The organism is Mycobacterium mantenii (assembly GCF_010731775.1).
Taxonomy (GTDB): Bacteria; Actinomycetota; Actinomycetes; order Mycobacteriales; family Mycobacteriaceae; genus Mycobacterium; species Mycobacterium mantenii.
In genome coordinates this window covers 3,287,936-3,312,517 of sequence record NZ_AP022590.1, presented here as the reverse complement: position 1 = coordinate 3,312,517, position 24,582 = coordinate 3,287,936, and the positions used below count along the sequence as shown (strand labels likewise).

22 protein-coding genes and 1 riboswitch are annotated in these 24,582 nt (G+C 67.7%); of the genes, 10 read left to right on the top strand and 12 right to left on the bottom strand.

The window, feature by feature from the left end; translation table 11 throughout:
* Positions 1-15: 15 nt before the first annotated feature.
* On the bottom strand, positions 16-1,221 hold the full coding sequence (locus G6N50_RS14760) for an NADH:flavin oxidoreductase (protein ID WP_083098840.1): 1,206 nt from the start codon (positions 1,219-1,221) through the stop codon (positions 16-18).
* A 138-nt stretch (positions 1,222-1,359) separates the two neighbouring features.
* On the opposite strand from G6N50_RS14760, the gene G6N50_RS14755 reads away from it, so the two are divergent.
* Positions 1,360-2,205: a bifunctional methylenetetrahydrofolate dehydrogenase/methenyltetrahydrofolate cyclohydrolase gene (locus tag G6N50_RS14755; protein WP_083098853.1), complete on the top strand. Its 846-nt coding sequence runs from the start codon at positions 1,360-1,362 to the stop codon at positions 2,203-2,205.
* Positions 2,202-2,483, top strand: coding sequence for a DUF3017 domain-containing protein (locus G6N50_RS14750; protein ID WP_083098839.1), 282 nt, complete (start codon positions 2,202-2,204; stop codon positions 2,481-2,483). The genes G6N50_RS14755 and G6N50_RS14750 overlap by 4 nt, the downstream gene beginning before the upstream one ends.
* Before the next feature lie 4 nt (positions 2,484-2,487).
* On the opposite strand, the gene G6N50_RS14745 is transcribed toward G6N50_RS14750, so the two are convergent.
* Positions 2,488-3,054, bottom strand: coding sequence for a DUF732 domain-containing protein (locus G6N50_RS14745; RefSeq protein ID WP_083098851.1), 567 nt, complete (start codon positions 3,052-3,054; stop codon positions 2,488-2,490).
* A gap of 260 nt (positions 3,055-3,314) precedes the next feature.
* Here G6N50_RS14745 and G6N50_RS14740 point away from each other — a divergent pair, with 260 nt between their 5' ends.
* Both G6N50_RS14740 and G6N50_RS14735 read left to right on the top strand, forming a co-directional pair.
* Positions 3,315-4,766: an FAD-dependent oxidoreductase gene (locus tag G6N50_RS14740; protein ID WP_083098837.1), complete on the top strand. Its 1,452-nt coding sequence runs from the start codon at positions 3,315-3,317 to the stop codon at positions 4,764-4,766.
* Positions 4,767-4,915: 149 nt separating this feature from the next.
* Positions 4,916-6,280 carry an HNH endonuclease signature motif containing protein gene (locus G6N50_RS14735; protein WP_083098836.1) on the top strand — a complete coding sequence of 455 codons (1,365 nt, stop codon included), beginning with the start codon at positions 4,916-4,918 and terminating at the stop codon, positions 6,278-6,280.
* A gap of 23 nt (positions 6,281-6,303) precedes the next feature.
* Here the strand turns inward: G6N50_RS14735 and G6N50_RS14730 are convergent, their stop codons facing one another.
* From G6N50_RS14730 to G6N50_RS14715, 4 genes are all read right to left on the bottom strand, one after another.
* Positions 6,304-6,738 (bottom strand): VOC family protein, encoded by a 435-nt coding sequence (locus G6N50_RS14730; RefSeq protein ID WP_083098834.1) that lies wholly within the window; start codon positions 6,736-6,738, stop codon positions 6,304-6,306.
* A gap of 69 nt (positions 6,739-6,807) precedes the next feature.
* A complete protein-coding gene (locus G6N50_RS14725; protein ID WP_083098833.1) occupies positions 6,808-7,542 on the bottom strand; it encodes a class I SAM-dependent methyltransferase in 735 nt (244 codons plus the stop codon).
* Between the two features lie 3 nt (positions 7,543-7,545).
* Positions 7,546-8,688 (bottom strand): homoserine O-acetyltransferase MetX, encoded by a 1,143-nt coding sequence (gene metX / locus G6N50_RS14720; protein ID WP_083098831.1) that lies wholly within the window; start codon positions 8,686-8,688, stop codon positions 7,546-7,548.
* 11 nt (positions 8,689-8,699) lie between these two features.
* A complete protein-coding gene (locus G6N50_RS14715; protein WP_083098829.1) occupies positions 8,700-10,082 on the bottom strand; it encodes a bifunctional o-acetylhomoserine/o-acetylserine sulfhydrylase in 1,383 nt (460 codons plus the stop codon).
* Positions 10,083-10,243: 161 nt separating this feature from the next.
* A riboswitch (SAM riboswitch) is annotated at positions 10,244-10,366 on the bottom strand.
* A 150-nt stretch (positions 10,367-10,516) separates the two neighbouring features.
* Here G6N50_RS14715 and G6N50_RS14710 point away from each other — a divergent pair.
* Both G6N50_RS14710 and G6N50_RS14705 read left to right on the top strand, forming a co-directional pair.
* A complete protein-coding gene (locus G6N50_RS14710) occupies positions 10,517-12,751 on the top strand; it encodes an NADP-dependent isocitrate dehydrogenase (RefSeq protein WP_083098828.1) in 2,235 nt (744 codons plus the stop codon).
* Positions 12,752-12,778: 27 nt separating this feature from the next.
* The gene (locus tag G6N50_RS14705) at positions 12,779-14,008 is read left to right on the top strand and encodes an NADP-dependent isocitrate dehydrogenase (RefSeq protein ID WP_083098826.1); all 1,230 of its coding nucleotides are present in this window, start codon (positions 12,779-12,781) and stop codon (positions 14,006-14,008) included.
* Here the strand turns inward: G6N50_RS14705 and G6N50_RS14700 are convergent.
* Positions 14,001-14,798 (bottom strand): alpha/beta fold hydrolase, encoded by a 798-nt coding sequence (locus G6N50_RS14700; protein ID WP_083098824.1) that lies wholly within the window; start codon positions 14,796-14,798, stop codon positions 14,001-14,003. The two genes, G6N50_RS14705 and G6N50_RS14700, sit on opposite strands and share 8 nt — an antisense overlap.
* A 167-nt stretch (positions 14,799-14,965) precedes the next feature.
* Here G6N50_RS14700 and trpS point away from each other — a divergent pair, with 167 nt between their 5' ends.
* The gene (gene trpS / locus G6N50_RS14695) at positions 14,966-15,985 is read left to right on the top strand and encodes a tryptophan--tRNA ligase (protein WP_083098823.1); all 1,020 of its coding nucleotides are present in this window, start codon (positions 14,966-14,968) and stop codon (positions 15,983-15,985) included.
* Positions 15,986-15,992: 7 nt separating this feature from the next.
* Positions 15,993-17,021, top strand: a complete 1,029-nt coding sequence (gene yhjD, locus G6N50_RS14690; protein WP_083098821.1) for an inner membrane protein YhjD — start codon at positions 15,993-15,995, stop codon at positions 17,019-17,021.
* Here the strand turns inward: yhjD and nagA are convergent.
* From nagA to G6N50_RS14675, 3 genes are read right to left on the bottom strand one after another with little or no spacing between them, the layout of a single operon-like run.
* A complete protein-coding gene (nagA, locus tag G6N50_RS14685; protein ID WP_083098819.1) occupies positions 17,018-18,130 on the bottom strand; it encodes an N-acetylglucosamine-6-phosphate deacetylase in 1,113 nt (370 codons plus the stop codon). The two genes, yhjD and nagA, sit on opposite strands and share 4 nt — an antisense overlap.
* A complete protein-coding gene (locus tag G6N50_RS14680; RefSeq protein ID WP_083098817.1) occupies positions 18,121-19,473 on the bottom strand; it encodes a sugar porter family MFS transporter in 1,353 nt (450 codons plus the stop codon). The genes nagA and G6N50_RS14680 overlap by 10 nt, the downstream gene beginning before the upstream one ends.
* A gap of 3 nt (positions 19,474-19,476) precedes the next feature.
* Positions 19,477-20,766, bottom strand: a complete 1,290-nt coding sequence (locus G6N50_RS14675) for a D-alanyl-D-alanine carboxypeptidase family protein (protein WP_083098816.1) — start codon at positions 20,764-20,766, stop codon at positions 19,477-19,479.
* 172 nt (positions 20,767-20,938) lie between these two features.
* Between G6N50_RS14675 and G6N50_RS14670 the strand changes: the two genes are divergently transcribed.
* Positions 20,939-21,169 carry a hypothetical protein gene (locus G6N50_RS14670; RefSeq protein WP_083098849.1) on the top strand — a complete coding sequence of 77 codons (231 nt, stop codon included), beginning with the start codon at positions 20,939-20,941 and terminating at the stop codon, positions 21,167-21,169.
* Here G6N50_RS14670 and G6N50_RS14665 read toward each other — a convergent pair.
* Positions 21,166-22,170 carry an SMP-30/gluconolactonase/LRE family protein gene (locus G6N50_RS14665; protein ID WP_083098814.1) on the bottom strand — a complete coding sequence of 335 codons (1,005 nt, stop codon included), beginning with the start codon at positions 22,168-22,170 and terminating at the stop codon, positions 21,166-21,168. The genes G6N50_RS14670 and G6N50_RS14665 overlap by 4 nt on opposite strands.
* A 10-nt stretch (positions 22,171-22,180) precedes the next feature.
* Positions 22,181-23,512, bottom strand: a complete 1,332-nt coding sequence (locus G6N50_RS14660; protein ID WP_083098813.1) for an aspartate aminotransferase family protein — start codon at positions 23,510-23,512, stop codon at positions 22,181-22,183.
* A 146-nt stretch (positions 23,513-23,658) separates the two neighbouring features.
* Between G6N50_RS14660 and G6N50_RS14655 the strand changes: the two genes are divergently transcribed.
* Entirely contained in the window at positions 23,659-24,582 is a 924-nt protein-coding gene (locus G6N50_RS14655) for a sigma-70 family RNA polymerase sigma factor (protein ID WP_083098811.1), read from the top strand.

Genomic DNA, 24,582 nt, shown 5'->3' with positions numbered 1-24,582 from the left:
TTGCAGCCCTGTGGTTTAGCTCTGAGCGTCGGGCGCGCCCGTGACCACGCAGTGTGTTCGGGTGTAGATCGTGGGCATGCACCGATTGCAGTGCGTGCACGCCGAATGCACCTGGTGCCGGGCGCCATCAGCGGCGATTCGGTTGATCAGGTCCGGCTCGGCCAGCAGCGCCCGGGCCATCGCGACGAAGTCGAATCCCTCCGCCATCGCCAGGTCCATCGTCTCCCGGTTGGTGATGCCGCCGAGCAGAATCAACGGCATCTTCAGCTCGTTGCGGAACAGCTTGGCGTCGCGCAATAGATAGGCCTCGCGGTAGGGGTACTCGCGCAGGAACTTCTTGCCCGTCATGCGCATGCCCCAGCTCAGCGGCGGCTTGAACGCCCCGGCGAACTCCTTGAGCGGGGCGTCGCCGCGGAACAGGTACATCGGGTTGACCAGCGAGCTGCCCGCGGTGAGTTCGATCGCGTCCAGCCCGCCGTCTTCCTCCAGCCACTTGGCGGTGGTCAGCGACTCCTCGGTGTTGATGCCGCCGCGGACGCCGTCGGCCATGTTCAGCTTGGCGGTCACCGCGATGGGCGTGCCTTCCTTTTCCACCGCGCGGCGAACGGCCATCACCACGCCGCGGGCGACCTTGGCCCGGTTCTGCAGCGATCCACCGAACTCGTCGTCGCGGCGGTTGATCAGTGGGGACAGAAACGAGCTCGCCAAATAGTTGTGCCCCAGATGGATTTCGACGGCGTCGAAGCCGGCTTCGATGGCCAGCCGCGCGGCGTTGGCGTGCCCGGCGATCACCTCGTCGATGTCCTCGCGTGTCGCCTTCTTGGCGAACCGCATGCCGATCGGATTGAAGAACCGGACCGGCGCCAGGGCCTTCGCCTTGTTGGACTTGGCGTTTGCCACCGGGCCGGCGTGGCCGATCTGCGCGCTGACCGCCGCGCCCTCGGCATGGATCGCGTCGGTGAGCCGGCGGAACCCGGGCACGGCCTCCGGTCGCATCCAGATTCCGTTGCCCTCGGTGCGGCCGCCGGGGGAGACGGCGCAGTAGGCGACGGTCGTCATGCCGACCCCACCGGCGGCCGGCAGCCGGTGGTATTCGATGAGGTCGTCGGTCACCAGCGCCTCGGGGGTGCGCGCCTCGAAGGTGGCGGACTTGATGGTGCGGTTGCGCAGCGTTATCGGACCGAGCTTCGCGGGGCTGAACACGTCCGGAGGGGTTGACATATCGGGAGCCTAATGGCGATCGCAAGCGCGGCGAAGCCGGGCGTGGCGGGTCGCCATTATTGGGCACCGTGGCGATCGCAAGCGCGGCGAAGCCGGGCGTGGCGGGTCGCCATTATCGATGTCTGCCAGACTGTCAGCGTGGGAGCAATCACGCTGGACGGCAAGGCCACCCGCGACGAGATCTTCGTCGACCTCAAACAGCGGGTTACCGCGTTGACCGCGTCGGGCCGCACTCCCGGCTTGGGTACCATCCTGGTCGGCGATGACCCCGGCTCCCAGGCGTACGTGCGGGGCAAGCACGCCGACTGCGCCAGGGTCGGCATCACCTCGATCCGTCGCGACCTGCCCGCCGACATCAGCACCGCCGCGCTCAACGAGACCATCGACGAACTCAACGCCAACCCGGACTGCACCGGTTACATCGTGCAGTTGCCGCTGCCCAAGCAGCTGGACGAGAACGCGGCGCTGGAGCGGGTCGACCCGAACAAGGACGCCGATGGCCTGCACCCGACCAACCTGGGCCGGCTGGTGCTCAATAACCCGGCCCCGCTGCCCTGCACGCCGCGCGGCATCGTGCACCTGTTGCGCCGCTACGACATCGAGATCGCCGGGGCGCACGTGGTCGTCATCGGCCGCGGCGTCACGGTCGGCCGCCCGCTGGGGCTGCTGCTGACCCGCCGCTCCGAGAACGCCACGGTGACGTTGTGCCACACCGGGACTCGCGACCTGCCGGCGCTGACCAGGCAGGCCGACATCATCGTCGCGGCCGTCGGGGTGCCGCACATGCTCACCGCCGACATGGTGCGGCCCGGCGCCGCGGTGCTCGACGTCGGCGTCAGCCGGGTGGATGGCAAGCTCGCCGGCGACGTGCACCCCGACGTATGGGACGTGGCCGGTCACGTGTCGCCCAACCCTGGCGGCGTCGGACCGCTGACCCGAGCCTTCCTGCTGACCAACGTCGTCGAGCTGGCCGAGCGGAAATGACCGCACGCATCGTGCTGCGGGCCCAATGGCCAATTCTGGTGGTGGGCTTGATCTTTGCGACGGCGCTGGCGTTGGTCGGGGCCAACTTCTGGCGTCGCGGTTCGCTGTTGATCGGTATCGGTGTCGGCGTGGCGGCGCTGCTGCGCTTGCTGTTGTCCGAGGACCGGGCTGGCCTTTTGGTGGTGCGCGGCAAGGGAATCGACTTCGTGACCACCGCGACGGTCGGGGCGGCGATGTTCTACATCGCGTGGACCATCGACCCGCTGGGCACCCGCTAGGCGCTCAGACCCTCGGCAGGGCAGGCACCTGGCCCCCCATCGCGGGGAGTTGCCCGGCCATGCCGGGGACCTGGCCGGTCATCGCGGGCAGTTGGCCCGGCACGCCGGGGATTTGGCCCGGCACGCCCGGGATTTGTCCCGTCATGCCCGGCATCTGCCCGGCCATTCCCGGAACCTGCGGCATGGCGCCGGACAGGTTGCCGCTGGCGATGTTTGCCATCTCCTCGGGGCAGTACGTCTGAATCGCGATCGTGGTGAACATGCGGGCCATCGTGGGTGACATGCCCCGGCCGGAGACCGTGGACGCGACCGCGGCGAAGTTGCCGCCGGGTTGCGACAGCATCGGGCACACCGACTCACCGACGGCCATCGCGTTGCCGGGCTCGCCGAAGTCGATTCCGGCGTGGTTGAGCGCGTCGATGAATTCGTCGCCGTTTCCGTCCGCTCCGGCCGGCGCCGCGAACGCCGAGGCCACGGTCAGCAGGCCGGCGGCCGCGGCCAGCAGGCGAATGGTGAAGGGTTGATGACGAAAGATCCAGATCCATTGATGAGTTCGTGCAACTGCCTTCACGCCAGCCTCCCCGTCCGCCTTGGAGTGCGTCTGAGACACTCGGTTCACGCCTACGAACTCTGAACCATGACTGTCACGTTTGCGACACGGTGGGGTAAAGGTTCGCGCAATAAGCGTTTCGTGAGGCCACGGTGTCCGCGACGTCGGTTATTACGCGACCCGATTGCGCAAGCCCGGTGGGCAGATCGACGCCACACTGTGATGTGAACACGGGCGACGGCGCCGGATTTCCCGGCGCGGAATGAACCAGAATCCGCCCCATGACCAGCCGCCCACTCAACCACGAGATCTCGCGTCAAACGTTTCTTCGCGGCGCCGTCGGAATGTTGGCTACGGGAGCGGTGTTCGGGACCGCACCGGCGGTCGCGGACCCCGGCGCCGGTTGGGGCAGCCTGGCCTCGTCGATCGGCGGAAGTGTGTTGCTGCCGGCCAACGGCGCCCAATTCGCGAGCGCCAAACAGGTTTTCAACTCCTTCTACAACAATTCCAATCCCGCGGCGGTAGTCCGGGTTTCGTCGCAGGCCGACGTGCAGAAGGCGGTCGCGTTCGCAAAAGCCAACAACCTCAAGATCGCCCCGCGCGGCGGTGGGCATTCGTATGTCGGAGCGTCCGGCGCCAACGGCACCATGGTGCTCGACCTGCGCGGGCTTCCCGGCGGGGCGAACTTCGACGGCAACAACGTCACGGTGACCCCGGCGACGAATGTGTATGCGGTACACCAGGCCTTGGCCGGTGCGGGCCGCGCCGTTCCCACCGGCACCTGCCCCACCGTCGGCATGGCGGGGCTTGCGCTGGGCGGCGGGGTGGGGGCCGACACTCGGCGTGCCGGGCTCACCTGCGACGCGCTGCAGTCCGCGACGGTGGTGTTGCCCAGCGGCGACGTGGTCACCGCGTCGGCCAACGACAACCCGGATCTGTTCTGGGCGTTGCGCGGTGGCGGCGGTGGCAATTTCGGGGTGACGACCTCGATGACGTTCGCGACCTTCGCCACCGCCGACAGCGATCTGGTCCGGCTGGACTTTCCGCCGTCGTCGGCGGTGCAGGTGCTCACCGGCTGGCAGTCCTGGCTGGCGGGCGCCGACCGGAACACGTGGGGCATGGTCGACCTGTCGGTCGGTTCGGCGCAGGCGAATTGCCATGTGCTGGCGACATCCCCTGCCGGCACCGGCTCCGGTGTGGTCGACGCCCTCAAATCGGCGGTAGGGCTGGCGCCCAGCGCCGTGACCAACAAGAAGCTCAGCCACCTGGAGCTGGTCACCTATCTGGCCGGCGGCAGCGGGACCAGTCCGGCGCGCGGTTTCGTGGCCGGCTGCGATGTGATCGGACCGATGACTTCCGATGCGGCGCACGCCATTGCGACCGCGGCCGGGCAGTGGCCCGCCTCCGGGGCGGGTCAGGCTTCGGTGCTGATCGATCCGCTGGGTGGCGCGGTGGCCGACGTGGCCCCGGGTGACACCGCGTTTCCGTGGCGCACGCAGTCCGCCGTGGTGCAGTGGTACGTCGAACCGGCCGCCAGCCAGGTGGGTGCGGCGACCACTTGGCTGGGCACCGCGCACCAGGCGGTGCAACAGTTCTCGGTCGGCGGCTACGTCAACTACCTGGAGGCCAACGCGGCGCCGGCGCGCTACTACGGCCCGAACCTGCCGCGGCTGACCACCGTACGGCAGAAGTACGACCCCAACCGGATGATGTTCTCGGGGCTGGATTTCTAACCGCGCACGGCTACTGCGTGGTCCAGAACGACCCGCCGGGAGAGGGCCAACTCCGAATCGCCTGGATATGATGAAATCAATTGCGCGAGTGTGAATCTATGGCGGTTGGCAAGCCGATTTTTGTCGGTGGGTCGGGCTAGTTTGGCGGTGTGAGTCCAACTGGTGCCCAGGAAGTCGACGCGGTGTTCGACGCGCTCGATGCCGACTTGGACCGTGCCTGCGCGTTGACATTCGATGCGTTGACCTCGCGGCAACAATTGGCGGTCTTGGAGCGCTGCGAGAAGGTGCGCCGGCGCATCCCGGCCATCGAACACCCGGTGATCAATTCCCTTGCCCGCCAGGCCCCGTCCGAGGAACTCGGCGGCACGCTGGCTCATGCGCTCACCGAATCGACGCTGATCAGCCGCGGCGAAGCCTCCCGGCGCATCAAGGAAGCGCGGGATCTGGGCCCGCGGCACGGCCTGACCGGTGAACCCGTCGCACCGGTGCTGGCCGCCACCGCGGCCGCCCAACGCGACGGCACACTAGGGGCCGGCCAAGTCGCGGTGATCCGCACGTTCTACCACCAACTGCCCGGCTGGATAGATGCGGCCACCCGCGAGCAGGCCGAGGCCAAGCTCGCCTGGGAAGGAACCCGGTATCGGCCCGAGCAACTCGGCAAGCTGGCCGACATCCTGGCCGATTGTCTCAACCCCGACGGCACCTTCACCGACGAGGACCGGGCCCGGCAGCGCGGCCTGACGCTGGGCAACCAGCAACCCGACGGCATGTCGGCGCTGCGCGGCTGGCTCACCCCCGAGGCGCGCGCCACCCTCGAGGCGGTGCTGGCCAAACTCGCCGCCCCCGGCATGTGCAACCCCCTCGACGAGACCCCGTGCGTGGACGGGGCACCCAGCCAAGAAGCCATCGAGCACGACCCGCGCTCGGCCAGCCAACGCAACCACGACGGCCTGCTGGCCGCCCTGCGCGGCATCTTGGCCTCCGGCAACCTGGGCCAACACAACGGCCTACCCGCATCCATCGTCGTCACCACCACCCTGCAAGAGCTCGAAGCCGCCGCCGGACGCGGCCTGACCGGCGGCGGCACCATCTTGCCGATGAGGGACGTCATCCGCCTGGCCCGCCACGCCCACCACTATCTCGCCGTCTTCGACAAAGGCACGGCGCTGGCGCTGTATCACACCAAACGCCTGGCCTCACCCGGCCAGCGAATCATGTTGTACGCCAAGGACCGCGGCTGCTCGGCACCCGGATGCACCGTGCCCGGCTACTACTGCGAAGTCCACCACGTCACCGACTGGTCAAAATGCCACACCACCGACACCGACCAACTCACCTTCGCCTGCGGCCCCCACCACCGCCTACTCAAACCCCGCGGCTGGGCGACCCGCAAGAACACCAAAGGCGACACCGAATGGATCCCACCACCACACCTCGACCGGGGTCAACCCCGCACCAACACCTTCCACCACCCCGAAAAGCTGCTACGTGAGGACGACGACGATAAGTGGTAGCTCGCGTGCTTGAACTACGGTGATTAGACATCCGAGAAGTCGGGCACGGTGATCGCGCCGTCTTCGGCTAGCGGGAACCCTGGGTTGTGGGCCACCTCCCACGCGTGACCATCGAGATCGCGGAATGCGCCCGCATACCCGCCATAGAACGTCTCGGTGGCAGTGCGGGTAATGGTCGCTCCGGCATCCTCTGCCGTGGCGAGGATCTGGTCTACTTCGGCGCGCGTGCGCATGTTGTGAGCCAACGCGACGCCGCCGAAGCCGTCATCACCTTGGTCGGTGATGCCGAGATCGGCCGAAAGCTTCTCGCGTACCCACAGACTGACCGCGAGACCGCCAGCCTGGAAGAAGACCGTTTCCTGCACCCGTTGACCGCGCCAGCCGAGGCATTCATAGAAATCGTGGGTGCGATCCAGATCGGCAACGCCCAGGGTAATCAAACTTAGTCGTTGCTCCATGCGACGAGACACTACGCGTAGTGAGGATGGGCCCCAGGGATATTCGCCACCGTATCAAGGCGACTGCCGCTAACCGGCCAGCGTCGCCCGGGTGCACATGGTGACATAGGGCAGCGCCAGGCCCGTCGAATTCGCCAGCGCCGGATGGGTGGCCAGCAATTCGCGCACCTGGTCAAGCGTCTGGGTGCGGACCTCGGTCGGCGAGGTGATGCAGTAGCTGCGGGATGCGACAAGGTCGATCAACGCCTGCGGCGTCAGGTAACTCGTCCACTCGACCCGATGATGCGCCAGATCGGCGAACGGCTCGGGCAGCGTCACCTGGGTGCGGCCGCCGTCGCCGTCGCTGCCGATGATCCGGCCCAGTTCGCGCACCCAGCCGAGCCGTTCGTCGCGGGTGTTCCACACCAAACCCAGCCGACCGCCGGGCCGCAGCACCCGGGCCACCTCCGGAATCGCACGCTCCGAATCCACCCAATGCCAGGCCTGCGCCACCAGCACCACGTCAACGCTGTTGTCCTCCAACGGAATCTCTTCCGCGGTGCCCAGCAGCGCCCGGGTCTCCGGCAGCGAGGTACGCAACACCTCCAGCATGTCCGGTATCGGGTCGACGGCAACCACGTCCAGTCCGCGTTCCACCAGCCGGGTCGTCAGCTTCCCGGTGCCGGCGCCGAGGTCGAGCACGTGGCGCGCCCCGACGGGCAGCAGCCAGTCGATCGCTTCCGGGGGATAGGAGGGGCGGCCACGCTCATACGCCGCGGCCGCCGAGCCGAACGAGAGGGAGCGGTCGTGCCGCGAGCGGGTCATGCGTTACGACGCGCCTTCCCTGTTGTCCGAGTCGGCCAACACTAGTGTCTTACGGATCATTTCGCCGACCGCGTCGGATTCCACCAGGAAGCCGTCGTGCCCGCAGACGGAGTCCACGACCTGAAGGTCGGCGCAGCCGGGCAGGTGCTCGGCCAGCTCCTGCTGCAGGCGCAGCGGGTACAGCCGGTCGGAGGTGATGCCGCCGACCACGACCGGAACCGGGCAGTGACGCAACGCTTTATGCACCCCACCGCGACCCCGGCCGACATCGTGACTGTTCAGCGCCTCGGTCAACACCACGTAGCTGCCCGCGTCGAAGCGCTCGAGCAGCTTGTCGCCCTGGTATTCGAGATAGCTTTGCACCGCGTAGCGGCCGCCGTTGTTCGGATCCTCGTCGTTCTGCCCGTCGTTGCCGAACCGGGTGTCGAGCTCGACTTCACCGCGATAGGTCAGATGCGCGAAGCGGCGGGCGATGGTCAGCCCGGTATCCGGCGCGAGCCCGGTGTCGTGGTAGTCGCCGCCCTGCCAGTTCGGGTCGGCCTTGATCGCCGCGATCTGCGTGGACTGGGTGCCGATCTGATCGGCGGTGGCGCGCGCGCCCACCGCCAGCAGCAGCCCGGCACGGACCCGGTTCGGGTGGCCGACGATCCACTCCAAAGCTCTTGCGCCACCCATGGATCCACCGACCACGGCGGCGACCCGCTCGATCCCCAGGGCGGTCAGCGCGGCGATGTCGGCCTCCACCTGATCGCGGATCGAGATCCGGGGGAACCTTGAGCCCCAAGGCTTTCCGTCCCGGGTCCGCGAGCTGGGGCCGGTGGAGCCGCGGCAACCGCCCAGCACATTGGTGGCCAGCGCGCACCAGCGGTTAGTGTCGATCGGCGCATCCGGCCCGACCATTTCGTCCCACCAGCCGGCGGTGGGGTGTCCGGGTCCGGCGGACCCGGTGACGTGCGAGTCGCCGGTAAGCGCGTGCAGCACCACCACCACGTTGTCCCGCGTCGGCGATAACTCGCCCCAGCGCTGGATGGCGATGTGCGCGTCGTCGATGACCGCGCCGCTTTCGGTGGTCAGCGAACCGATGGGGACGAAGCCGATTTCGCCTTCGTCGGGCAGTGTTTGGGTCGGGACGTCGGAGATCGTCATGGCCGGGCTCCTTAGAACGCCGCCACGGCTTGCGGATCGGTGCCGGATGCGCCCGCGGTCGCGCCGAATTTGCTTGCCGCGGCGAATCCGAGCTCCAGGTCGGCCAGGATGTCGTCGATGCCCTCGATGCCGACGGCCAGGCGCACCAGCCCGGGGCTGACCCCGGTGCTCAGTTGCTCCTGCGCGGACAGCTGCGCGTGCGTCGTGGACGCCGGGTGGATCACCAGGGAGCGCACATCGCCGATGTTGGCGACGTGGCTGTGCAGCTTCAACGCGTTCACGAACGCCTTGCCGGCCTCGACGCCGCCGGCCAGCTCGAACGCCAACACCGCGCCGGTTCCCTTGGGCGCCAGCTTCTTTGCGCGCTCATGCCAGGGCGAGCCGGGCAGGCCTGCGTAGTTGACCGACAACACGCCATCATGGTCGGCCAGGTACTCGGCCACGCGTCGCGCGTTGGTGACATGGCGCTCCATGCGCAGGCTCAGCGTCTCGATGCCCTGGGCGACCAAAAACGCGTTGAACGGCGACGCGGCCGACCCGAGATCGCGCAGCAGCTGCACGCGCGCCTTGAGCGCGTAGGCCGGCGGACCGAGTTCGGCGAACACCACGCCGTGGTAGCTCGGGTCGGGTGTGGTGAATCCCGGGAAGCGACCCTGCGTCCAGTCGAAGGTGCCGCCGTCGACGATGACCCCGGCGATCGCCGAGCCGTGCCCGCCGAGGTATTTGGTGGCCGAGTGCACGACGATGTCCGCGCCGTGTTTGAACGGCTGGATCAGATACGGCGTCGCGATGGTGTTGTCGACGATCAGCGGTATGCCGTTGGCATGCGCCACCCCGGCGACTCCCGGGATGTCCAGGATGTCGATCTGCGGGTTGGAGATCGTCTCGCCGAAGAAGGCTTTGGTGTTCGGCCGCACCGCCGCCTGCCACGAATCCAGGTCGTCGGGATCCGCCACGAAGGTGACCTCGATGCCGAGCTTGGCCAGCGAATAGTGGAACAGGTTGTACGTCCCGCCGTAGAGCCGCGGGCTCGAGACGATGTGATCTCCGGCACAAGCCAGGTTCAATATGGCGAAAGTCTCAGCGGCCTGTCCGGAGCTCAGGAACAGCGCCGCCACCCCGCCCTCGAGTGCGGCGACGCGCTGCTCGACGACATCGGTGGTCGGGTTGCCGATCCGGGTGTAGATGTTGCCCGGCACTTCCAGCCCGAACAGGGCGGCGGCGTGCGTGGTGTCGTCGAAGGTGTACGACGTGGTCTGGTAGATCGGCAGGGCGCGGGCGTTGGTGGCCGGGTCCGGCCGCTGACCGGCGTGCACCTGCTTGGTCTCGAATGTCCAGTTTGCTGTCGGATCGGTGTCGTGGGCGGCTTCGTGATCGGCGTTGTCGGAGGTCACGGGGTTGCTTTCTGCTGGTAGGGGTCTGCTAACGGATGGCCGGGACGCCGAAAGGGGGCGTCAACCGGGGGCGCGGATTAGCAGCGACACACGATGAGGCGCGGATGGGCCGAGCGAATGCACATCACGTTTCCCTGTCTACTCAGGGGCCCGTCATGGCGGACCCGCGCTTGCCGGATAGCCGGTTTGTGTGGCTACTCAACCTGGTCATCACCCGGGGCACCCCACCGCGGTTGGAGGGTTGCCGGCCAGCAAGCCGGGGCTTGATGCTGGCGCTCATGACCAATACAAAGACTATCTTACTGTGCCGACCCGGTGCCAACCCTCGCGGTACACGTGCAGGTCGACACCTGTCCAAACACCCTTGATAACGTGGCAGTCAGAACGCTGAGCCCCCAAAATTCGAACCCATCATTGACGCCGGGAGAGGGACCGTGAGCGCCGAACAACCGACCGTCATCTACACACTGACCGATGAAGCGCCGCTGCTGGCGACTTACGCGTTCCTGCCGATCGTGCGCGCCTTCGCCGAGCCGGCAGGCATCGAGATCAAGACCAGCGACATCTCCGTCGCGGCCCGGATCCTGGCCGAGTTCCCCGAACACCTGACCGAAGAACAGCGGGTGCCGGACAACCTGGGTGAACTGGGCCGGCTGACGGAGCTCCCCGATACCAACATCATCAAGCTGCCGAACATCAGCGCCTCGGTTCCCCAGCTGATCGCCGCCATCAAGGAGCTGCAGGGCAAGGGATTCAAGATCCCGGACTTTCCGCACAATCCGAAGACGGACGAGGACAAGGAAATCCGTGCGCGCTACGCCAAATGCCTTGGCAGCGCGGTCAACCCGGTACTGCGCCAAGGCAACTCGGACCGGCGCGCGCCCAAGGCCGTCAAGGAGTACGCCCGCAAGCACCCGCACAGCATGGGCGACTGGTCGCCGGCCTCGCGCACGCACGTCGCGACTATGAAGCAAGGCGACTTCTACCACGGCGAGAAGTCGATGACGCTGGACCGCGCGCGCAACGTGAAGATGGTGCTGGAGACCGAGAGCGGGCAGACCCTCGAGCTCAAGCCCAAGGTCGAGTTGCGCGAGGGCGACGTCATCGACTCCATGTTCATGAGCAAAAAGGCCCTCGTGGAGTTTTACGAGGAGCAGATGCAGGACGCCTATGAGACCGGCGTGATGTTCTCGCTGCACGTCAAGGCGACCATGATGAAGGTCTCGCACCCCATCGTCTTCGGCCACGCCGTCAGGGTCTTCTACAAGGACGCCTTCGCCAAGCACGGGGCGCTCTTCGACGAATTGGGTGTGGACGTCAACAACGGATTGGTCGACCTCTACAACAAGATCGAGTCGCTGCCCGCGTCGCTGCACGAGGAGATCATCCGCGACCTGCACGCCTGCCACGAACACCGCCCCGAACTGGCCATGGTCGATTCGGCCAAGGGCATCACCAACTTTCATTCGCCCAGCGACGTGATCGTGGACGCGTCGATGCCGGCGATGATCCGCGCCGGCGGCAAGATGTGGGGCGCCGACGGACGGCAGAAGGACACCAAGGCCGTCAACCCGGAGTCGACGTTCTCCCGCATCTACCAAGAGATCATCAACTTCTGTAAGACCCACGGGCAGTTCGATCCGCGGACGATGGGCACGGTTCCCAACGTCGGGCTGATGGCGCAGCAGGCCGAAGAGTACGGCTCGCACGACAAGACGTTCGAGATCCCCGAGGACGGCGTCGCCAACATCGTCGACCTGGACTCCGGGGAAGTCCTGCTGACCCAGAACGTGGAATCCGGCGACATCTGGCGGATGCCCATCGTCACTGACGCGGCGATCCGCGACTGGGTCAAGCTGGCCGTCACCCGGGCGCGCAATTCGGGCATGACGGTGGTGTTCTGGTTGGACACCGAACGGCCGCACGAGGTCGAGCTGCGCAAGAAGGTCAAGAAGTACCTGAAGGACTACGACACCGAGGGCCTGGAGATCCAGATCATGCCGCAGGTGTGGGCCATGAGGTACACGCTGGAGCGCGCGATGCGCGGACAGGACACCATCGCCGCGACAGGAAACATCCTGCGCGACTACCTCACCGACCTGTTCCCGATCCTGGAACTGGGCACCAGCGCCAAGATGCTGTCCATCGTGCCGTTGATGGCCGGCGGCGGAATGTATGAGACCGGGGCGGGTGGTTCGGCGCCCAAGCACGTGCACCAGCTGGTCGAGGAGAACCACCTGCGCTGGGATTCCTTGGGTGAATTCCTGGCTCTGGGAGCGTGTTTCGAAGACATCGGCATCAAGACCGACAACGAGCGCGCCAAGGTGCTGGGCAAGACGCTGGACGCCGCGATCGGCAAGCTGCTGGAGAACAACAAGAGCCCATCGCGCAAGACAGGTGAGCTCGACAACCGCGGCAGCCAGTTCTACCTGGCGCTGTACTGGGCGCAGGAACTCGCGCAATCCGACGACGAGGAGCTGCGCAAGCACTTCGCCGCGCTGGCCGAGTCGTTGGGTGAAAACGAGGACAGCGTCGTGTCCGAACTGGCCGAGGCGCAGGGCGAGGCGGTCGACATCGGCGGCTACTACCAGCCGGACACCGAGAAGACGACGGCGATCATGCGGCCGAGCAAGACATTCAACGAGGCGCTGGCGGCTTCGACAGGCTAGGGCCGCAAGCAGGAAGCCGGACTCGACATGGCAGGCGAAGCCAAGATCAAGGTCAAAGGCCGCGTGGTCGAGCTCGATGGTGACGAGATGACCCGCGTCATCTGGAAATTCATCAAAGACCTGCTGATCCTGCCGCACCTCGACATCAACCTGGACTACTACGACCTGGGCATCGAGAACCGCGACCGCACCAACGACCAGGTGACCATCGACGCCGCGTACGCCATCAAGAAGCACGGCGTGGGCGTCAAATGCGCGACCATCACCCCCGACGAGGCCCGGGTTTCCGAGTTCAACCTGAAGAAGATGTGGCTGTCGCCCAACGGCACGATCCGAAACATCTTGGGCGGCACCATCTTCCGCGAGCCGATCGTGATCTCGAACGTGCCGCGCCTGGTGCCGGGCTGGACCAAGCCGATCGTCATCGGCCGTCACGCCTTCGGCGACCAGTACCGGGCGACGAACTTCAAGGTCGACAAACCCGGAACCGTCGCAATCACTTTCACCCCCGCCGACGGCAGCGAGCCGATAGTGCACAAGGTGGTGTCCATTCCCCCCGACGGCGGCGTGGTGATGGGCATGTACAACTTCAAGGACTCCATCCGGGACTTCGCGCGCGCCTCGCTGAAGTACGGGCTGGACGCCAAATGGCCGGTGTACCTGTCCACCAAGAACACCATCCTCAAGGCCTACGACGGCATGTTCAAAGACGAGTTCCAGCGCGTCTACGACGAGGAGTTCAAGGACAAGTTCGAGGCCGAGGGACTGACCTACGAGCACCGGTTGATCGACGACATGGTCGCGGCCTGCCTGAAGTGGGAGGGCGGCTACGTTTGGGCCTGCAAGAACTACGACGGCGACGTCCAGTCGGACCTCGTCGCGCAGGGCTACGGCTCACTGGGGCTGATGACGTCGGTGCTGATGACCGCCGACGGCAAGACGGTCGAGGCCGAGGCCGCGCACGGCACCGTCACCCGCCACTTCCGCCAGTATCAGGCCGGCAAGCCGACCTCGACCAACCCGATCGCGTCCATCTTCGCCTGGACGCGGGGACTGGCGCACCGCGGCAAGCTGGACAACACCCCCGAGGTGATCGAGTTCGCGCAGACCCTGGAGAACGTGGTGGTCTCCACCGTCGAGAGCGGGAAAATGACCAAGGACCTGGCCCTGCTGATCGGCCCCGACCAGAAGTGGCAGCAGAGCGAGCAATTCCTAAACTCGATCGCCGAGAACCTGGAAAAGAAGCTGGCTAACTAGCCGAGGGGTTGGCGCCCCGGTTCGCTTGGCTGCACTCCTCGAGGAAGTCGATGATCAGTTCGGTGACGCGCTCGGGCGCCTCGAACATCGGGATGTGCCCCACGCCATCGAGCTCGGTGACTTGGTGGTCGTCGGGCAAGTGAGTGGTGAAATGCCTGCTGAACCTGGGGGCGGGCACGATTCGGTCTTTTTCGCAGATCACCAGGTGCGCCGGGACGGCGTTCTCGGCCAGCTCCCGCAGCCCGTGCATTAGCAGCGACTTGACCAGCAACTGGAAATAGGCCGGGCAGTGCGCGACGTCGTCGATGCAGCCGAGCAGTTGGGCGTCGCTGACCCCGTCGGGCGTGGCGCTGATCGCGTAGGTGGCCAGCTGGCGGCTGAACGGCAGGCGCATCACCCTCGGGCCGAACAGCGCGGCCAGCACCAGCAGCGGGATGCCCAGAATGAACTTGGCGATCACCTCGAACTTGGCCGGGCTCCAGCGCGTCCATCCGCCGGCCGGGGCGATGCCCATGACGCTGCGCGCCCGTCCGCGCCGCTCGAGTTCGAACGCGACCCAGCCGCCCAGCGAGTTGCCCACGATGTGCGCGGTGTCCCAGCCCAGTTCGTCGAGTTGGCGCTCGACGTCGTCGGCCAGCACCGCCGAGGACAAGAACCAGGTCCCCGCGGGGGCGCCGCCGTTGTGGCCGGCCATCGTCGGGGCGAAAACCTCGTATCGGCCGGTGTCGGCCAACCGCTGGGCGACGTCCTCCCAGACCGCCTGGGACAGCAGGAACGGGTGCAGCAACAAGACCGGCTCCCCGGAACCGAGGTGGATTGGTGGCCGCGTCCCCGTGCTGCTGGTACTCCCCATAGTGCCGACATTAAAGGCGGTACCGCCGGTACCGCAAGCGAGCCGCCTCCGCGCGCACCCGTCTGTGCAGGCCCGGCGGCTTCGCGTGAAAAGATCGGTGCATCATGAGCACCGCTACCGGATCCCGCCGGATCTTCTCCGGCGTGCAGCCCACCTCCGATTCGCTTCACCTGGGGAACGCCTTGGGTGCCATCACTCAGTGGGTCGCGCTGCAGGACGATCACGAGCCCTTCTTTTGCGTGGTCGACCTGCACGCCATCACGATTCCCCAGGATCCCCACGCGCTGCGGCGCCGGACCCTGGCCACGGCCGCCCAATACCTGGCGCTCGGCATCGACCCCGCCCGCAGCACGATCTTCGTGCAGAGCCACGTGCCCGCGCACTCCCAGCTGGCCTGGGTGCTGGGCTGCTTCACCGGCTTCGGGCAGGCCTCGCGGATGACGCAGTTCAAAGACAAGTCGGCCCGCCAGGGCGGCGACTCCACCACCGTGGGCCTGTTCACCTATCCGGTGTTGCAGGCCGCCGACGTCCTGGCCTACGACGCCGAGCTGGTGCCGGTGGGCGAGGACCAGCGCCAGCATCTCGAGCTGGCGCGGGACGTGGCGCAGCGGTTCAACAGCCGGTTCCCCGACACGTTCGTGGTTCCCGACCTGCTGATCCCGAAGGCCACCGCCAAGATCTACGACCTGCAGGACCCGACGTCGAAGATGAGCAAGTCGGCGGCCACCGATGCCGGCTTGATCAACCTGCTCGACGATCCCGCCGCGTCCGCGAAGAAGATTCGCTCGGCGGTCACCGACAGCGAGCGGGAGATCCGCTTCGACACCGACGCCAAGCCGGGCGTGTCCAACCTGCTGACCATCCAGTCCGCGGTCACCGGAGTCGGCGTCGACAAGCTCGTGGACGGTTACGCCGGACGGGGTTACGGCGACCTGAAGAAGGAGACCGCCGAGGCGGTCGTCGAGTTCGTCGGCCCGATCAAGGCCCGCGTCGACGAATTGCTGGCCGACCCAGCCGAATTGGAGGGGATTTTGGCGGCCGGGGCCCAGCGGGCCGAGGATGTGGCCGGCGAAACCGTTCGGCGGGTCTACGATCGGTTAGGTTTCTTTCCGCAACGAGGATGAGTTCACCATGAGCGAGCCGGCCAAGGCGGGTGCCCTCGACCGGCTGCGGGCCCGGTACGGCTGGTTGGACCACGTCCTGCGCGGTTATAAGCGGTTCGACGAGCGCAACGGCGGGTTCTTCGCGGCCGGCCTCACGTACTACACGATCTTCGCGTTGTTCCCTTTGCTCATGGTCGGTTTCGCGGCCTTCGGGTTTGTGCTGGCCCGGCGGCCGCAGCTGCTGAGCACGATCGACGACCACATCCGCTCCCAGGTGACCGGCACACTGGGCAATCAGCTGCAGGAGCTGATGAACTCGGCCATCGACGCCCGGACTTCGGTCGGGGTCATCGGTTTGGCCACCGCGGTGTGGGCGGGCATGGGCTGGATATCGCACCTGCGCCAGGCGTTGACGGAGATGTGGTGGGACCAGCAGATCGAGTCACCGGGCTTCGTGCACAACAAGTTCTCCGATCTGCTGGCGATGGTCGGGACGTTCGCGGTGATCGTCGTCACCGTCGCGCTGACCACCGTCGGCCATGCCGCGCCCCTGGCCGCGCTGTTGAAATGGCTTGGCATACCGCAGTTTGTGGTGTTCGACTGGCTCTTCTGGCTGTTCTCGATTCTGATCGCGACGCTGGTGTCGTGGCTGCTGTTCACCTGGATGATCGCCCGGCTGCCCCGCGAAAAGGTCAGCCTGGTCGATTCGATGCGGGCCGGGCTGATCGCGGCGATCGGCTTCGAGGTGTTCAAGCAGGTGGCGTCCATCTATCTGAGGACGGTGCTGCGCAGCCCGGCGGGCGCGACGTTCGGCCCGGTGCTGGGGTTGATGGTGTTCGCTTACATCACCGCCTATCTCGTGCTGTTCTGCACCGCGTGGGCGGCGACAGCATCCACGGATCCGCGCAGTCAACCCGTTGCCCCTCCGGCGCCGGCGATCATCGCGCCGCGGGTGCACCTGGACGAGGGTCTGGGTTACCGCCAGACGCTGACCGCGATGGCGTTGGGAGCCGTTGGGGCGCTGACACTTTCCCGGATCGCCCGCTTGCTGCGTTAGCGCCAGGCGCCGCGCACCATGACCGCCGACACGCGCAGATCACCGTCCAGCACAACAAGGTCGGCGTCATAGCCGGCTTCGAGCACGCCCACTCGCTGTAGGCCGAGCGCTCGAGCCGGCGTCGCGGCGGTGGTCTGTACCGCGGCGACGAGTCCTGCGTCGGCGTGCACGGTGCCAAAGAGCCGGTCCATGGTGGCAGTGCTGCCCGCGATCGTCGACGTCCCGTGCACCCGTGCCACACCGGAGACGACATCGATGGGCACCCCGCCGAGCCGAAATGCGCCGTCGGCGCGGCCCGCCGCGGCGATCGCGTCGGTGATCGTGGCGACCCGTTCCGCGCCGGCAGCCGCGATGACCGCCCGCACCACGTCGGGGTGCAGGTGCACGCCGTCCGCGATGACCTCGACGGTCACCCGCGGGTCCCGCAGCAAGGCCAGTGCCGGGCCGGGTTCGCGATGGTGCAGCGGTGGCATCGCGTTGAACAAGTGCGTGCCGACCGTGGCGCCCGCGTCAATCGCCGCCTTGGTCTGCTCGTAGGTGGCGCCGGTATGCCCTACCGCCACAACGACTCCCGCGTCCACGAGACGGCGGATTGCCGCGTCGGCCCCGGCCAGCTCGGGCGCCAGCGTCACCATCTTGATCGCGCCGCCGCCCGCGGCCAGCAGCGCGTCGATCTCGTCCGCGTCCGGATCACGCATCCGGGTGCGGTCGTGGGCTCCGCAGTGCGCCCGGCTCAGCCACGGCCCCTCCAGGTGGATGCCCGCGACGGTGCCTGCCCGGGTGGCCTCGGCGAGCGCCCGCACCCCGCTGAGCAATTCGGATGGCGCGGCGGTCACCAGGCTGCCCAGCGTGGTGGTGGTGCCGTGCCGCAGGTGAAACGCGGCCGCGCCGGCGATGCCGTCGGCGTCGGTGTAGGAAGCGCCGCCGCCGCCGTGGACGTGCATGTCGATAAAGCCCGGCACCACAGTGCAATCGGGGAAGTTCCGGTCGGCCGGGCGGGGCGGCGCCCCGGGCGCGCAGGCCGCGATCCGTCCGCCGGTGGTTTCGAGCCAACCCGGGCGGCAGACCCGACCGTCGAGCACCATGGTGCCCGCGGCGATCACGGCCATCGGCCGCCGTTTTCCCAGAAGTGGCGGATGTCCTCGAGCTGGCGGCCCTTGGTCTCCGGCGCATAGCGGTAGACGAAGACGAACGCGACCGCGGCGAGCGACGCGAACAGCGCGAAAGTTCCTGCGCCGCCCAGGGAATGGAGCAGGCTCAGGAAGACGGCGGCGATGATGGCGTTAGCCACCAGGTTGGAGGTCAACATGGTGCTCGACCCGATCGAGCGTAGCCGGGACGGGAAGCTTTCGCTGGCGTACACCCAGCCCAGGGAGCCGAAGCCCATGGTGTAGCCCATGATGAACAGCAGGATGCCGGCCAACCCGGCGATCGGGGCGCCGAAGCCCCGGCCGAACACGGCCATCAGCACGACGTCGGCGACGATCATCATCGCGGTGCCGCACAACAGGATTGGCCGCCGCCCCACCCGATCGACCAGCAGCAGGGCCACGCCGACGGCCGCCAGCCCGGCGACCTGGAGCAACGCCGGCAGCCCCAGCAGCGCGAAGTTACCGGTGAAGCCCATGGCCTGGAAGATTCGGGGACTGTAATAGATGATCGCGTTGATCCCGGTGATCTGGATCAAAAAGCCGAGGACGACCACGAAGACGGTGGCCCGCAGGTACGGGGGCCGCAGCATCTCGGAGCCGGCGCCCTTGGTGCCGGGGGTGGCCTCGCTGAGTGCGCGGCCGATCTCGGCGAGCTCGTCGTCGGCCTGTGCGGTGGGTTCGACCCGCAGCAGCGCCCGGCGGGCGTCGTCCATCCGGCCCTTCAACACGTACCACCGGGCCGTGTCGGGCATCCGAATCACCAACGGCAGCAACAGCAATGCGGGCACGCAGGCCAGTCCCAGCATCCAGCGCCAGCTGTGCGTGCCGGCCAGCAGGTATCCGGTCAGGTAGCCGACGATGAGCCCGCTGACGATGGCCAGTTGATAGGCCGTCAGCAGCGAGCCGCGCACCGCCGTCGGGGCCGATTCCGCCACGTACACCGGGACGACCACCACCGTCACGCCGATGGTCAGACCCAGTAGCAGCCGCGCGGTCAGCAGCATCGGCAGCGACAGCGAGAATGCGGCCAGCAGCGCGAAAACCGTGTAGGCGAACAGGATCAGCACCACCGACCTTTTCCGCCCGATCACGTTGGCCAGCACGCCGGCGCCGAGCGCCCCGACGATCTGGCCGATCACCACCATCGTCGTGAGCAATTCCTGCTGGCGCGTGGACAATCCGAAGTCCTCGGTGATGAACAACTGCGCCCCGGCGATGATGGACAGGTCGTAGCCGTAGATGACGCCGACGCTGGCGGCGGTCAGCCCGACCAGCAGACCGCGCCGCGACACAGTGGGCACCGCTCAGCGGTGTTGCGGTCGGCGGTTCATCGAGCGCGCCATCATGATCAGCACGAACACCACGATCGTCCCGATCACCGCCACGCCGACCCGGATCGGCATGGCGTCCGCCGAACCGATGATGTCGCCCGCCGCAGCGTTGTTCGCGACCGGGTCGGCGGCGGTGTCGCGCTTGGCCGGCGCCAGGGATGGGTCGGGCGCGATCAGCGAGCCGACCTGGGTGCCCTGCGGGGTGGAGAAGCCGTAGTCCAGCAGGTGCGCGGCCTGTTCCCACGGGGCGATCGGCTGCCGCGTCCCGTGCAGCAGCACCGCCACCAACCGGCGCCCGTCGTGGTTGGCGGCGCCGACGAATGTCTGGCCGGCGTCGTCGGTGTAGCCGGTCTTGCCGCCCAGCGCGCCGGGATACTTGTAGAGCAGCTGGTTGTCGTTTTCCAGCTCGTAGCCCGGGTGATCGCCATGGCCGGGGAAGTCGAAGGTCCGCGTCGCGACGATGTCGGCGAACGTCGGGTTCTGCCAGGCATAGCGGTAGAACAGCCCGATGTCGTAGGCCGAGGTGCTCATGCCGGGCGCGTCCAGTCCCGACGGCGATGCCACCCGGGTGTCCTGACCGCCCAGCTTGACGGCCAGCACGTTGATCTTCTCCAGCGCCTGCTGCATGCCGCCCAGCTGCATCGCCAGCGCGTGGGCGGCGTCGTTGCCGGAGTGCATCAGCAGCCCGTGCAGCAGCTGGTTGACGGTGAAGACGCCGCCCTCCTCGACGCCGACCTTGGTGCCCTCGGCGGCGGCGTCGTCGGCGGTTCCCGGGACCGCCTTGTTCAGGTTGAGCGCGTTGATGGAGGCCATCGCGACGAGCACCTTGATGATGCTGGCCGGGCGGTGCCGCCCGTGCGGGTCCTTGGCCGCGATCACCGCGCCGCTGTCCAGGTCCGCCACCAGCCAGGCCTCGGCGGAGACGTCGTTGGGCAGGGCCGGCGTGTTTGGCGCGGCGACGATCCCGCAGCTGCTCAGCGCGTCGCCGCCGACCGGCTTGGCGGGCACCGCCAGCGGGATCGGCGGGTCGCCGGCGGTGGGGGCCTCCGACGAATCCACGGCCTTCGGGGTGTTCACCTTGTACGGGCAGTCCGGAGGCGCGGCATTGGGTCCGGGGGCTGGTTCGGCCGTGGCGAGCGGCATCCCGAGCGGCATCCCGAGCGGCATCCCGAGCGGCAATGTCGCCGGCGCTGCCAGCGTGACCGGGGCGGCCACCAGGAAAAGCGCCGCTGCCAGGCATGATGCGGAACGTAACGGGATCATCGTGGTTGCAGACTAGGCGATCGCGCGCCAGATTCGCGGGAGCCGCGCTGTGACTGATGGGGCACAAGTTACAAGCACGAGTTACCAGGCCGCCGGCGCGCGATGACCGCACCGAACGCCTACACTGACCGCTATTCCAAGGTTTCGGTTGTGGTCGACGGGTCCGCGGTCGCTGGACCAACTGCTCAGGCAGGCCGAGAAGGCGACCCAGGTGCAGCGCGCGGGGACCGAGCAGGTGCTGGCCGAACTCAGGCAGCTTCGCGAGTCCACATCGGATCCCGAGCTGCGGTCATCGCTCGCGTGGCTCTGTAACGCGTTGACGCGGCTGGCCAACGCCTCGTCGCCGGCCCATTCGCGTGAGGTACTGATGGCCGCCGACGCGGTGAAGCGGGCGGCCCGCTAGAGCTTGGTGGCCGCCAAGTCCACCTGCGCGAGGGTCGGGTAGCTGATCGTGCTCATCCAGAGCTTGCCGGCCGCCTCGACCAGACCGGTGACGGCGCCGAAGTCCGGATGCCGGGTGCGCAGGCCGGCGACGGCGCCGCCGCTGTCCGGATCGAACGCGACCGCCCAAATCTCCGGCTTGATCTTCGGTTGCACCCGCTCGGGCAGCCGCCACACCAGCTTGCGGATGATTGGGGCGCGCGGGAACAGCGATTCCAGCGCCGGGTTCGCCTCGGTGACCATCGCGGTCCAGATGCGGCCGTCGGCACCGGTGGATATGTTGTCGGGCATGCCGGGTAGGTGCACCGCCAACGGCGTCACCGATCCGGCCCGCGGCCCGGTCAACCAGTACTTGGACAGCCGGCGCCCCTGGGTCTCGGCGAAGACCAGCGCCGACCCGTCGGCCGTCGCCGTCAGCCCGTTGGCGAAGTACAGCCCGTCGAGCAGCGTGGTGACGGTGCCGTCCGTGCCGAAGCGGAACAAGCCGCCGGTTCCGCGCGCCTCCAGGATCGGGGCGCCGAAGTGCTCGAAATGAAAGTCTCTCGTGGACTCGGTGAAATAGATTGTGCCGTCGGCTGTTTCGGTGACGTTGGAGCAGAACTTGAGCCGCCTGCCGGCCACCGATTCGACCAGCACTTCAAGCGTGCCGCTGGCCGGGTCCAGCGTGAGCAATCCGCGATGGCTGTCACAGATCAGGATTCGGCCATCGCGGGCGACGTGCAGACCGAGCGGGCGCCCGCCGGTATCGGCGATAACGGTGGGGTTGTCGCCGTCGGCGTCAATCCGCACGATGCGCCCGTCGTCGAGGCCTGTCCACAACCGGCCGGCCGTGTCGACGACGACATCCTCGGGACCGTTGCCGGGCAACGGGACGACGGTGACGCCCGGCGCCGGCATGTCGGGCAACGGGTCGACCGGCGGCGGCTGCCACCGGACCGGGTGGATACGGGGTTTGCGCGCCATGCCCAGGACTTTAGAGCCGCGCGGACTCCCGCGTCAGCACCTCGCGCAGGATGGACTCGATGGTGTCGAACTCGGCCTGCCCGCTGATCAGCGGCGGCGCCAGCTGAATGACGGAGTCGCCGCGGTCGTCGGTGCGGCAATACAGCCCGGCCTCGAACAGCGCCGCGCCGACCCGGGCGAGCAGCGGGCGGCGTTCCTCGTCGCTGAATGTCTGCTTGGTCGCCTGGTCCTTGACCAGTTCGACGCCGTAGAAGAAACCCTCGCCGCGCACGTCGCCCACGATCGGGAGGTCGTAGAGCTTGTCCAGGGTGGCGCGCAGGGCGGGGGCGTGGGTTCGGACGTGGTCGTTGAGACCCTCACGCTCGAAGATGTCGAGGTTGGCCAGCCCGACGGCCGCCGAAACCGGATGGCCGCCAAAGGTATACCCGTGCGGGAACATGGTGGCGCCGTCGTTGAACGGTTCGAACAGCCTGTCGTCGGCGATCATGGCGCCGATGGGCGAGTAGCCCGACGTCATCCCCTTGGCGCAGGTGATCATGTCCGGCACGTAGCCGAAGTCTGAGCAGGCGAACATCGATCCGATCCGGCCGAACGCGCAGATCACCTCGTCGGAGACCAGCAGCACGTCGTATTCGTCGCAGATCTGGCGCACCCGCTCGAAATAGCCTGGTGGAGGCGGGATGCTGCCACCCGCGTTCTGCACCGGCTCCAGGAACACCGCGGCCACGGTGTCGGGGCCTTCGAACTCGATGGCCTCGGCGATCCGGTCGGCGGCCCACTGCCCGAAGGCCTTCGGGTCGGTTCCGAACGGCTCGGGCGCCCGGTAGAAATTGGTGTTGGGCACCCGGAAGCCGCCGGGCGTCACCGGCTCGAACGGCGCCTTGTACTTCGGCAGCCCGGTGATCGCCAGCGCGCCCTGAGTGGTGCCGTGGTAGGCGACCGATCGCGAAATCACCTTGTGCTTACCGGGTTTGCCGGTGAGCTTGAAGTACTGCTTGGCCAGCTTCCAGGCGGTCTCGACGGCCTCGGTGCCGCCGGTGGTGAAGAAGACCCGGTTCAGGTCGCCCGGGGCGTAGCCGGCGAGGCGTTGGGCGAGCTCGATCGCGGGTGGAGTCGCGTAGCCCCACAGCGGGAAGAACGCCAGCGTGCTCGCCTGCCGGGCGGCGACCTCGGCGAGTTCGGTGCGGCCGTGGCCGACCTGCACGGTGAACAGTCCGGACAGGCCGTCGAGGTAGGCCTTGCCGCGGTCGTCGAAGATGGTGACGCCCTCGCCGCGGGTGATGATCGGCGGCGTGATGTCCGGACCGTGCCGGGCGAAGTGCAGCCACAGGTTGTCAGTCATGTCGTGTGGAGCCTAACGCTAGGCTCGATGGCCCGGCTCCTCGCTCGCGCCGTTTCGGCGCTCGCCGTCGCCGGGCTAGGCTCGATGGCCCGGCTCCTCGCTCGCGCCGTTTCGGCGCTCGCCGTCGCCGGGCTAGGCTCGATCACATGACCTCAGCACAGCAGGTCAGCGAGTTCGAGTCGTTACGGCCCCACCTCATGTCGGTCGCCTACCGGCTCACCGGCACCGTGGCCGACGCCGAGGACATCGTCCAGGATGCGTGGCTGCGCTGGCACAAGCAGGACCCCGAAAACCGAACGGAGATCACCGACCTGCGGGCCTGGCTGACCACGGTGGTGAGCAGGCTGGGCCTGGACCGGTTGCGGTCGGCCGCGCATCGTCGCGAGACCTACACCGGCAACTGGCTGCCCGAGCCGGTGGTCACCGGCTTCTCGGACTCTCAAGCGGCCGACCCGCTGTCGGCGGTGGTGGCCGGCGAGGACGCGCGGTTCGCGGCCATGGTGGTGCTGGAGCGGTTGTCGCCCGATCAGCGGGTCGCCTTCGTGCTGCACGACGGGTTCGCCGTGCCGTTCGCGGAGGTGGCGCAGGTGCTGGGGACCAACGAGGCCGCCGCCCGGCAACTCGCGTCGCGGGCCCGCAAGGCCGTCTCGGCCGAGGCCGCGCCCGAGCCCGATCCGGCGCACGACGAGGTCGTCGGCAAGTTGCTGGCCGCCATGGCATCCGGCGATCTGGAGGCCGTGGTGGCGCTGCTGCACCCCGATGTGATCCTGACCGGCGACGCGAATGGCAAGGCGCCCACGGCAATCAACGTCATCCGCGGTGCGGACAAGGTCGCCCGATTCTTCTTCGGCCTCGCCCAGCGCTACGGCCCGGCGATGTTCAACTCGTACCAGCTGGGGCTGGTCAACGGCGAGCTGGGCGGTTACACACCCGGCTGCCCCGCCAGCGACGGGTACCGGGAGATGATGCCGCGGATCATGGCCGCGACGGTGCGCGACGGAAAGGTCTGCGCCCTATGGGATGTCGCCAACCCCGACAAATTCACCGGCTCTCCGCTGCGGACCCGTTGA

Excerpts from the sequence above, each read along its gene's own strand:
- G6N50_RS14655 (WP_083098811.1), top strand. The coding sequence starts at position 23,659 with ATGACCTCAGCACAGCAGGTCAGCGAGTTCGAGTCGTTACGGCCCCAC.
- G6N50_RS14750 (WP_083098839.1), top strand. The coding sequence starts at position 2,202 with ATGACCGCACGCATCGTGCTGCGGGCCCAATGGCCAATTCTGGTGGTG.
- G6N50_RS14705 (WP_083098826.1), top strand. The coding sequence starts at position 12,779 with ATGGCAGGCGAAGCCAAGATCAAGGTCAAAGGCCGCGTGGTCGAGCTC.
- G6N50_RS14760 (WP_083098840.1), bottom strand. The coding sequence starts at position 1,221 with ATGTCAACCCCTCCGGACGTGTTCAGCCCCGCGAAGCTCGGTCCGATA.
- G6N50_RS14725 (WP_083098833.1), bottom strand. The coding sequence starts at position 7,542 with ATGACCCGCTCGCGGCACGACCGCTCCCTCTCGTTCGGCTCGGCGGCC.
- G6N50_RS14675 (WP_083098816.1), bottom strand. The coding sequence starts at position 20,766 with ATGATCCCGTTACGTTCCGCATCATGCCTGGCAGCGGCGCTTTTCCTG.
- G6N50_RS14660 (WP_083098813.1), bottom strand. The coding sequence starts at position 23,512 with ATGACTGACAACCTGTGGCTGCACTTCGCCCGGCACGGTCCGGACATC.
- nagA (WP_083098819.1), bottom strand. The coding sequence starts at position 18,130 with ATGGCCGTGATCGCCGCGGGCACCATGGTGCTCGACGGTCGGGTCTGC.
- yhjD (WP_083098821.1), top strand. The coding sequence starts at position 15,993 with ATGAGCGAGCCGGCCAAGGCGGGTGCCCTCGACCGGCTGCGGGCCCGG.
- trpS (WP_083098823.1), top strand. The coding sequence starts at position 14,966 with ATGAGCACCGCTACCGGATCCCGCCGGATCTTCTCCGGCGTGCAGCCC.
- G6N50_RS14730 (WP_083098834.1), bottom strand. The coding sequence starts at position 6,738 with ATGGAGCAACGACTAAGTTTGATTACCCTGGGCGTTGCCGATCTGGAT.
- G6N50_RS14665 (WP_083098814.1), bottom strand. The coding sequence starts at position 22,170 with ATGGCGCGCAAACCCCGTATCCACCCGGTCCGGTGGCAGCCGCCGCCG.
- metX (WP_083098831.1), bottom strand. The coding sequence starts at position 8,688 with ATGACGATCTCCGACGTCCCGACCCAAACACTGCCCGACGAAGGCGAA.
- G6N50_RS14740 (WP_083098837.1), top strand. The coding sequence starts at position 3,315 with ATGACCAGCCGCCCACTCAACCACGAGATCTCGCGTCAAACGTTTCTT.